This is a genomic window from Jiangella endophytica (assembly GCF_003427025.1).
In the GTDB taxonomy this organism is placed as follows: Bacteria; Actinomycetota; Actinomycetes; order Jiangellales; family Jiangellaceae; genus Jiangella; species Jiangella endophytica.
The window spans coordinates 41,173-50,800 of record NZ_QVAI01000015.1 but is presented as its reverse complement, the minus strand read 5'-3'; the positions used below and the strand labels follow the sequence as shown (position 1 = coordinate 50,800).

At 68.4% G+C, this 9,628-nt stretch carries 8 protein-coding genes; 6 read left to right on the top strand and 2 right to left on the bottom strand.

Annotated features, from left to right (window positions below; translation table 11 throughout):
- Positions 1-140 precede the first annotated feature (140 nt).
- A complete protein-coding gene (locus DZA62_RS25620) occupies positions 141-1,154 on the bottom strand; it encodes a LacI family DNA-binding transcriptional regulator (protein WP_198664184.1) in 1,014 nt (337 codons plus the stop codon).
- 199 nt (positions 1,155-1,353) lie between these two features.
- On the opposite strand from DZA62_RS25620, the gene DZA62_RS25615 reads away from it, so the two are divergent.
- The 6 genes from DZA62_RS25615 (at position 1,354) to DZA62_RS25590 (ending at position 8,642) form a co-directional block, all read left to right on the top strand.
- Complete coding sequence (locus tag DZA62_RS25615; protein WP_116951788.1) at positions 1,354-2,529, top strand: glycoside hydrolase 5 family protein; 1,176 nt, start codon at positions 1,354-1,356, stop codon at positions 2,527-2,529.
- A complete protein-coding gene (locus DZA62_RS25610; RefSeq protein ID WP_116951787.1) occupies positions 2,526-4,085 on the top strand; it encodes an FAD-dependent oxidoreductase in 1,560 nt (519 codons plus the stop codon). Before DZA62_RS25615 ends, DZA62_RS25610 begins: the two co-directional genes overlap by 4 nt.
- Before the next feature lie 64 nt (positions 4,086-4,149).
- Positions 4,150-5,451, top strand: coding sequence for an ABC transporter substrate-binding protein (locus DZA62_RS25605; protein WP_116951786.1), 1,302 nt, complete (start codon positions 4,150-4,152; stop codon positions 5,449-5,451).
- Positions 5,448-6,359 carry a carbohydrate ABC transporter permease gene (locus DZA62_RS25600; RefSeq protein WP_198664183.1) on the top strand — a complete coding sequence of 304 codons (912 nt, stop codon included), beginning with the start codon at positions 5,448-5,450 and terminating at the stop codon, positions 6,357-6,359. Before DZA62_RS25605 ends, DZA62_RS25600 begins: the two co-directional genes overlap by 4 nt.
- Positions 6,349-7,215: a carbohydrate ABC transporter permease gene (locus DZA62_RS25595; RefSeq protein WP_116951785.1), complete on the top strand. Its 867-nt coding sequence runs from the start codon at positions 6,349-6,351 to the stop codon at positions 7,213-7,215. The genes DZA62_RS25600 and DZA62_RS25595 overlap by 11 nt, the downstream gene beginning before the upstream one ends.
- A gap of 65 nt (positions 7,216-7,280) precedes the next feature.
- The gene (locus DZA62_RS25590; protein ID WP_116951784.1) at positions 7,281-8,642 is read left to right on the top strand and encodes a right-handed parallel beta-helix repeat-containing protein; all 1,362 of its coding nucleotides are present in this window, start codon (positions 7,281-7,283) and stop codon (positions 8,640-8,642) included.
- Positions 8,643-8,662: 20 nt separating this feature from the next.
- On the opposite strand, the gene DZA62_RS25585 is transcribed toward DZA62_RS25590, so the two are convergent.
- Positions 8,663-9,592: a LacI family DNA-binding transcriptional regulator gene (locus tag DZA62_RS25585; protein ID WP_269813932.1), complete on the bottom strand. Its 930-nt coding sequence runs from the start codon at positions 9,590-9,592 to the stop codon at positions 8,663-8,665.
- Between the last annotated feature and the right edge of the window lie 36 nt (positions 9,593-9,628).

The window sequence follows — 9,628 nt, the reverse complement described above, 5'->3', positions numbered from 1 at the left end:
GGCCGTAGTGCAGGCCGCCCTTCTCTCGCCGACCGTGGACTGCGACGAGCCTGGCGACCTTCTCTTTCAGGCGAGGCTGCCGGCGCGAGCGAGCCGTCAGCTCCGCGAGCCGCCTCCGCGGAGACTCGGCCCGCGCGGCCTCAACGGGTCGACGGACGCGCCGGGCCGACGGTGTCGCGTGCGACGAGCCGTGCCGCCGCCTGCGCAGGCCTGGGCGGAGGCTCGGTCTGCTGAATCGTCGCGAGGAGCAGGTCGGCCGCGTACCGGCCGACGGCCACGTCGTCCTGCGCCACCGCCGTCACCGCCGGCTTCAGATAGGTGGTGAGAGCCGTTTCGTCGCACGCCACGACCGACAGGTCGCCGGGAACGTCCAGGCCGGCCCGCTGTGCCGTGGCGATGCCGGCGATGGCCATCACGGCGTTGCCGTAGATGATCGCCGTCGGCCGCTTCGACAGGGCGAGTATGGACGTCGTCGCCCGCACGCCGCCGTCCGGCGAGAAGTCGCTCTCGATGACCTGCGGCGGCGCCATTTCCAGTCGCCGCGCGGTGGAGGTGATCTGATCGATGCGCTTCAGGTTGTGCAGCATGGACAGCGGGCCGGACACATGGGCGATATGCCGATGACCGTAGCTGGCCAGGTGTTCCACCGCGGGATGACGGTCGCCGAACCCGTCGTCATTCACGACGGGAGCGTCCCAGCCCGGCACCGGCGGCCCGAGCATGACGACAGGCGTCGAGGTGGACCTGAGGAACCGGATGCGTTCGTCGTCCGGGCGGATGTCGGTCAGGAAGAACCCGTCGACTCGTCGCTCACCCACCAGCTGCTTGTAGCTGGCAAGCTCGGCTCGGCGATCGTCGGTCATCTCGAAGAGCAGGATCGTGCCCTTCGCCGAGAGCACGCTCTCGATGCCGGCGATGAAGTCGGCATAGAAGGTGTCGTAGCTCAGGATGCGCGGATCTCGCGGGATGACGAGCCCGACGGCGTCGGCACGCGACTTCACGAGCGCACGCGCGGCGTGGTTCGGCTGGTAGCCCATCGAGGCTGCCAGCTCCAGGATGTGGGCCCTTCGCTCAGCGCTCACACCCGGCTGCCCGTTGAGGGCGTACGATACCGCGCTCTTCGTGACGCCGGCCGCTCGTGCGATGTCCGCCAACGTTGCCATGTAGTTCTCTCCTCGCCGTCGGCACCCGAGCTTAACACGTTCAGTTCGGACCCACGCAGCACACACAGCCCACAACCGACGGCCATTAAATAGCAGGTCAACGAGCCATAGCTCGTTCCAGCGTTGACAAGAACCGTTTAAGTACCTAGCGTTCCGGCCACCAGCCACGTTCAGCGTCGATCGGAGCAGCGTGACCGTCCCCGCGTTCGGAGTGAACTACCTGCCGAGTCAGCAGTGGTGCCATGCCTGGACGGAGTTCGACGCGGGCGAGATCGAAGCCGATCTCGCCGCGATCGCCGAGCTGGGTGCCGACCACATCCGCATCCAGCTGCTGTGGCCGCTCTTCCAGCCGTTTCCCGGTGAGACCTCGGCCCTGATGCTCCGGCGCCTCCACCACGTCCTGGACATCGCGGGAACCTTCGGGCTGCGGGTGTGGGTGACCGTGCTCAACGGCTTCCTCAGCGGATTCGACTTCCGTCCCGCGTGGCTGAGGGACGTCAATCTCTTCACGGACCCGGCCGCGATCGCGTGGGCCGCGACCTTCCTCGATGACGTGGCCGTCGCAGTGTGTGATCATCCCGCCTGCGCCGGCATCGACATCGGCAACGAACCCAACGTGCTGGCCGAGAAGAGCCGGAACCATGCCACTGCCCAGCAGCTGGATTCCTGGGCCACCGAGATGCTCGGCGCGATCCGGAGGAGCGGCCTGCCGGCCGTCGTCGGGGCGGACCACAAGAGCTGGATGGTCGGCGGCGCGACGTTCTCACCCCGGTTCCTCGCGCGAGAACCATCGATCACGACGGTGCACGCCTGGCCGGGGTTCACGGGCTTCCTGCGGGCGTTCGGCGAGCACCACCCCGCGGCGTGGTCCGTCGGCGCTTACCTGTCCCAGGTGGCGCGAGCTCATCAGGACGAGCCCGGGAACGTCTGGGTTCAGGAGATCGGAGTGGCGACCACCTGGCTCGACACGATCTCGCAGGCCGAGGCGACCGAGCGCCTGCTCCGGAGCACCGCCGCGTCCCCCGGCGTGAGTGCGATCACGTGGTGGGCATCCCACGACGTCGCACGTTCGCACGAGGGATTCGACGAGCTCGAGTACGACCTGGGGCTGCTGGACGTCGACAACCGCCCGAAGGACTGCGGCAGGAGGTTCGCCGAGACGGTCGCGGACCTCAGGAGCACCCACGTCCCGCCACGGGAGTCCGAGCACGCGATCGCGCTGCCGGCCGCCGGCCTCGCCGACCTCCGGTTCGCGCGGGCGTGGTCCGAGGCCTGGGCCGACGACCGGCCGCCGCGGATCGTGCCGGCGTCCACGCGCTCCACGACCGTGGACGCAGGCATGCCGGCCGACGGAGCCGGGCGATGACCGCCGACCAGGTCTACGACGTCTGTGTCTACGGCGGCACGGCGGCCGGCTGCGTCGCGGCCGTCGCGGCCCGCCAGCTGGGGTGCTCCGTGGTCCTCGTCGAGCCGGGTCGATGGCTCGGAGGGATGCTGGGGGCCGGGATCAAGCCGCTGCAGGACTGCCCGCTGCCCGCAGCGGTGGGAGGGCTGACCGGCACGGAGGTCTTCCGGTTCGGTGACGAGCCGGCGCGGGTCCGCGACGAGTTCGTCCGATGGATCGCTCGCGAGCAGGTTCCGGTGCGCTACGAGCAACGCGTGCGGAACGTGGTGCGTACGGGCACACGCATCTCGACGATCCAGTTGGAGTCGAGCACCCCGAACGCCTCGGGCGTGCCGCTGCCCGCGAGGGACGCTGCTCCCACCGGTGCCATCAGGGCACGGACTTTCATCGACGCGTCCTACGAGGGTGACCTCATGGCGGCGGCCGGTGTCGGGTTCCGCACCGGCCGCGAGAGTCGCGCGCAGTTCATGGAGGAGCCGGCGGGCGTCGGTGCCGCGACGAACTGGACCCCCGTCGATCCGTACGTGGTGCCTGGTGACCCACGAAGCGGTCTCCTCCCGCTGGTGGAAGAGGATCACGGCCTTCCGGCCGGCGCCGGCGACTCCTACACCCAGGCCTACAACTTCCGCCTCTACCTGACGACCGACCCGGCATCGCGTGCCGCCATCACACCACCCGACGACTACCGGGCGGCCGACTACGAACTCGTCCGGCGCTACGTGGCGCACCTGGTCGACGTGGCGCGCGACGAAGCCTGGCTTCGGAAGAGGCTTCTCCGGATCTTCCCCGGGTGGCTGAACACACACGACTTCAACTTCGATCGGAAGTCGCTGGTCACGAACTCACTCGTCGGGCCCAGCCGCCACTACCAGGACGGAGACTGGGACGTCCGCTCCCGGATCTGGCAGGAGCACCTCGACTACGTCCGCGGCCTGCACCATTTCATGTCGACCGCGCCCGTGGTGCCGGCGGACGTGCGAACCGTCGTGGCCGAGTACGGGCTCGACTCCGGTCAGTTCGGCGACACCCAGGGCTGGCCCCACCAGTTGTACGTCCGTGTCGCGCGCCGGATGGTCGGCCGCTACACGATGTCCCACCACGACGTCCTGAATCGCGCACAGATCGACGACAGCGTCGGGCTGGCGCTGTTCGGTGTGGACATCTACCCGACCCGGCGCATCGCTCGCACGAACGAGACCGGCGCCACGGGCGTCGCCACCGAGGGGAACATGTTCATCGGAGGCCACCTGGGAACCGGCACCCCGTATCCGGTCCCGTACCGAGCGATCACTCCCGCCACCGCGGACTGCTCGAACCTCCTCGTCCCCGTATGCCTGGCCGCCACCCACATCGCCTATGCGGCCACGCGAATGGAGCCCGTCTTCTGCGTGCTCGGCGAGTCCGCCGCCGCGGCAGCCGCCCTCGCCGTCCGGACCGGCCTCGATGTCCAGGACGTGCCGATCACCGAACTGCGTCGGCTCCTTGCCGAACGCGGCCAGGTGACCACCTGGCCCTAGCCCCGACCGGCGGCCCGCCCCAGGAACCGTCCCACCCATGACCAGGCGAAGGAGCCTTCTCACGATGAGCGAACAACGCCGCACCGCACTCTCCCGCCGAGGGTTCCTGCGGATCGGCGCCACGGCCGGCCTGGCCCTCGGCGTCGGCATCTCCGCCACCAGCTGCTCCTCCGGAGGCACCGGCGGCGCGCCGGAGTTCCGCTTCTCGTGGTGGGGATCTTCGGACCGCAACCGAGTGACGCAGGACGTCATCGACCTCTACGCGCAGCGCCACGAAGGCGTGAGCATCACACCGAGCTACGGCGGTTACGACAACTACCACGAGAAGCTCCTCACCTCCGCCGCGGGCGGCAACGCCCCCGACCTGATGCAGATCCAGCAGTCTCTGCTGCCCGACTTCGCCGGACGGGGCGTCCTGGCCGACCTGAACACGTTCCGTGACACGCTCGAGCTCGACCAGTACGACGACAGCACCCTCGAGTCGGGCACGTTCGGCGGGGTTCTGACCGCGCTGAGCCTCGGTGACTCGGCGCCGGGGATGTTCATGGACCTGACCGTGCTGGACGACGCGGGGGTCGCGCTTCCCGAAGCGCAGTGGACCTGGGACGAGTTCGCGGCGTTCGCGGTCGATCTCACGCGGCGGGTCGGAGGCGGATTCGCCGGGACGGACAATCTCGCCGGCAACATGTGGGCCCTCGAGATCTTCGCCCGCCAGCTCCAGGGCGGTGTCGGGGTGTTCGACGAGACCGGTCTGGCCCTGGAGGAGGACACCCTCACGGAATGGTTCACGTTCTGGACCGAGCTGATGGATGCGGGGGCCGTCGTCTCGCCCGAGGTCACCGCCGAGCAGTCCAGCGACGACTCCTCGCCGCTGATCCTCAACAAGGCCGTCAACCTCGTCAACTACGCGCTGCTGCTCACGTCGTTGTCCGGCATGACCGATCACGAACTCGCCATCGTGAGTCTGCCCAATGTCGACCCCGCCAAGCCGGCCGGCCAGCAGTGGGTCTCGGGGAGCAGCTGGCTGACCATCTACGCGGAATCGGAGCAGCAGGACGCGGCCGCGGACTTCGCCGGCTTCTTCCTCAACGACGTGGACGCCGGCCTCGCCCTGAGACTGGACCGTGGCATTCCGCCGAACGTCGAGGTTCGCGAGGCCCTGGCACCCACACTCGACGAACGCGAGACCGCCGTCCTCGAGTACGTCGAGTACGTCCGCGCCAGCTCCGAGAACAAGGGCTACAAACTCGCCTCGGGCTCCGCGGCCGTCTCGACCGCGCTCGCCTCGGCGTCCGAGAACCTCGCCTTCGGCAGCAAAGCGGTGGCCGAGGCGGTCGGCGGCTTCTTCGATGACAGCCAGCGGTGATCACCCGTCCAGGACGCCGCCGCGGCGGCTCGTTCCGTGAGGGAGTCTGGGGCTATGCCCTGCTCGCACCGTGGCTGATCGGTCTCGTCACCCTCACCGCGGGGCCGATGCTGGCGTCGTTGTATCTGTCGTTCACGGACTACGCGTTCATCGGGCCGTTCGACTGGGTCGGCCTGAGCAACTACGTTCACCTGTTCACCGAGGACCAGCGGTTCCTGCAGGCGCTCGAGGTGACGGCCACCTACGTCGCCTTCGCGGTGCCGCTGGAGCTGAGCTTCGCGCTGCTGGTCGCCGTCCTGCTGAATCGCCGGATGCGAGGAGCGAGCCTCCTCAGGGCCGTGTACTACCTCCCGAGCCTGCTCGGCGGCAGCGTCGCGATCGCCATTCTGTGGCGGCAGGTGTTCGGGACGGACGGACTCGTCCAGCAGCTGCTGATCTCGCTCGGCTGGGCCGACGCGCCGGCCCTGGTCAGCCGGCCGGAAACGAGCTTGGGCACCCTCATCGTGCTCGGTGTGTGGCAGTTCGGTTCCCCGATGGTGATCTTCCTGGCGGCACTGCGTCAGATACCAGGCGAGTTGTACGAAGCGGCGTCGCTGGACGGAGCCGGGGCATTCAGGTCCTTCGTGTCGATCACCCTGCCGATGCTCACGCCGGTCATCTTCTTCAATCTCATTCTCCGCATCATCGGTTCGTTCCAGACCTTCACTCCGGCATTCGTCGTCTCGGGCGGAACCGGCGGGCCCACTGATTCCACCCTCTTCTACACGCTGTACCTGTACCAGGAAGCGTTCACCAATTTCCGGATGGGCTACGCGTCCGCGATGGCGTGGATTCTGCTCGTCATCATCGGGGTGTTCACCGCCGCGAACTTCGCGCTGAGCAAGAAATGGGTCGTCTATGACTCCTAGGATTGCGCACGCCGCCGCCGGTCGCCGCGCCGACAAGCCGTCCATCGCCCGTCTTTCGGCCGTGATCCTGGGCGCGGTCGTCATGTTCTATCCGCTGGCCTGGATGATCAGCAGCTCCGTCAAACCCGAGGAGCAGATCTTCACCACGGCGACGGAGCTGATCCCGCGGTCGCTCACCGCCGAACACTACGTGGACGGCTGGAACGCCGGGAGCACGCCCTTCCCCCAGCTGCTCCTGAACTCGTTCATCATCTCCTCGCTGGTCGCGATCGGTACCGTGATCTCCTGCTCGGTCACGGCCTACGCCTTCGCACGCCTGCGCTTTCCGCTGCGCCGGTTCTGGTTCGCCCTCATGATCGTGACGATCATGCTTCCCGCGCACGTGACCCTCGTGCCCAAGTACATCCTCTTCTCGGAGCTCGGCTGGGTGGACACCTATCTCCCGCTGATCGTTCCGACCTTCCTCGCGACCGACGCCTTCTTCGTTTTCCTTCTGCACCAGTTCATCAGGACGATTCCCTTGGCCCTGGACGAAGCCGCTCGAATCGACGGCTGCAATCCGCTACGCACCTTCTGGCACATCACACTCCCGCTTCTCCGGCCGGCCCTGGCCACCACCGCGATCTTCTCGTTCATCTGGTCCTACGGCGACTTCTTCAGCCAGCTCATCTACATCTCGAATCCGAAGCTCTTCACGGTCGCACTCGGACTGCAACAGTTCCTCGACAGCCACGGCGGCAGTCAGTACGGCAGCATGCTGGCGATGTCGGTGTTGTCGCTCATTCCAGTGGTCGCACTCTTCGTGTTCTTCCAGCGGCAACTGGTCGACGGGATCGCCACGAGCGGACTTCGTTGACGCGCTCCCAGTGAAAGAAGCACGACGCAACCTCACACACGCCGGTGAATCAAAGGAGATCTCGCATGATCACACGCCGCACCTTCCTCGCCGGAACCGTGGGCGCCGTGCCAGTGGCGATGGCCGCCGGAGCGGCGCCGGCCGTTGCGACTCGCCGTCGTCGATCAGGCACGTGCTGGTACCTCAGCAGCAGCGACGGCGACGACGTCAACACCGGCACCTCCCCCGCCGACGCGTGGTCGAGCCTGGCCCGACTCGACACGGCGCTGACCTCGGGCGAGGTCGTCATGGGCGACACCGTCCGGCTCAAGGCGGGCGACGAGTTCTTCGGATCCATCCGCCACCTGCCCGCGGCCACGGCCGGACCGGAACGACTGACCATCACCTCCTACGGCGCTGGCTCCGCTCCCCGCGTCTCCGCCTACAAGATCTGCGACGTCGCGAGCGCATGGACGCAGACCTCACCGTCCGTCTGGACCATCGACCTCACCGACGCCACCGCGTTCACCGGGAACACCGGGTCCATGAACGCCGACGTCGGCTTCCTCCGCGTCGACGGTGAGATCTTCGGCGCCAAGAAATGGGCGGCCGCAGAGCTCGCCGCTCAATGGGACTTCTACTCCGACCAGACCGCGGGTCTCCTGCACGTCCGAAGCGAGGGCAACCCCACCACTCACGGCGACGTGCGCTGCGCCGTCGACGAGGTGCTCGTCGTCGTCGCGAGCCACACCACGGTCGAGGGGCTGGAGCTCGTCGGCACCGGCGGGCACGCCGTGCGCGCACTCTCGGCCACCGAGGCGGTCGTCCGGAACAACGTCATCCATGAAGTCGGCGGCAGCTCGCTCGGCGGCACCACACGGTACGGCAACGGGGTCGAGATCTGGATCGGCTGCAGCGACATCCTCATCGACGCGAACGAGATCTTCGACGTCTATGACGTGGCGATCACCTACCAGGGCCCGCAGGAGGGAGCCATGATCGGCTGGACCGACGTCCACGCGACGAACAACACGATCCGGAACTGCACGCAGTCGTTCGAGGTGTGGAGTCGCGGCACCGACGTCACCTCTCCCGGCGCGGGCTTCACGAACTGCACCTTCAGCGACAACCTCTGCGAGGACGCCGGGTTCTCGTGGGCCATGCCGGTTCGCCCCGACAAGAACGGCGTTCATCTCCTCTTCTACTACAAGGAACTGCCGACCGACATCCGGATCGAACGGAACGAGTTCAGGCGGGCGTACAGCAGCTACTGCTACTTCTCGGGCGGCAGCCCCACCCCGCCTGAGCTTCTGGTCGCGAGCGCCAACATCATCGAACTCGCCGCCGGAACCAAGATCCAGTACCAGCGCACCGAGACGATCGAGCAGTCAGCCGCGTGGACGGCCGCGACCGGCCTGGACACCGACAGCACCTTCATCGCCGGGTAGGGGGCGAGACACCGAAGCGGTCAGCGGCACCCGCAGCTGCGCCGCACCACGAGCTCGGTCGGTAGCTCGACGTACCCGGGCGACGGGTCGAGCACGCGACCGACGGCGAGGCGCACCATCTCGGCGAGTGGTTGCGCGACGGTCGTGAGCGGCGGCCAGCAGTACGCCGCCTCCTGCGAGCCGTCGAACGAGACGATCGCGACGTCGCCGGGCACCCGGACGGCGGCCTCGTGCAGGGCCAGCAGGAGGCCGATCGACTGGTCGTCGGAGCTGACGAACACCGACGACGGGCGGTCGGGTAAGGACGCCAGCCGCCGTCCCGCCTCGTACCCGCCCGCGCGGGTGAAGTCCGAGTCGATCAGGGGCTCCGCGGCCAGTCCAGCGGCGGCGACGGCGTCCGTCCACCCCCGCAGACGGTCGTCGGAGCCCCCGGCGGGTCCGACGAAGCCGACCCGGCGGTGCCCGTGCCCGAGCAGGTGCTCGACGGCGTGCCGCGCACCGCCGTAGCGGTCGGCGCCGATGCCCGCCACGCCGTTCACGGCACGCACCTGGTCGAGCAGCGCGACGGGGATCTCCAGTCCCCCGAGGTCCGCCACGTCGGCACGCCCGACGACCAGCACACCGTCGACCTGCCGCGAGGCGAGGTGACCGAGGGCCGCCGCCAGCCCGTCGCGAGCGCTCGTGACCACCAGCGCCAGCCCGTGGGCGGCGGCCTCCCGCTCCGCGTGGTCGGCGAGCTCGGCGAAGAACCTGTTGAGCACTCCCGGGATCACCAGCCCCAGCTGTGCCGTGCTCCCGATCTTGAGCGCCCGGGCCGCCGCGTTCGGGCGGTAGCCGAGCACCCTGACCGCCTCCAGCACACGGGCGCGGGTGGCGTCGGACACCTTCTTCGCACCCTCGTTGAGCGTGTAGCTGACGACGGCGGTGCTCACCCCCGCATGACGGGCCACGTCGGCGCGCGTCACACGCCGGCGGCCCGGCTGGGT

Coding starts and splice junctions, on each gene's coding strand:
- DZA62_RS25610 (WP_116951787.1), top strand. CDS start 2,526: ATGACCGCCGACCAGGTCTACGACGTCTGTGTCTACGGCGGCACGGCG.
- DZA62_RS25590 (WP_116951784.1), top strand. CDS start 7,281: ATGATCACACGCCGCACCTTCCTCGCCGGAACCGTGGGCGCCGTGCCA.
- DZA62_RS25605 (WP_116951786.1), top strand. CDS start 4,150: ATGAGCGAACAACGCCGCACCGCACTCTCCCGCCGAGGGTTCCTGCGG.
- DZA62_RS25595 (WP_116951785.1), top strand. CDS start 6,349: ATGACTCCTAGGATTGCGCACGCCGCCGCCGGTCGCCGCGCCGACAAG.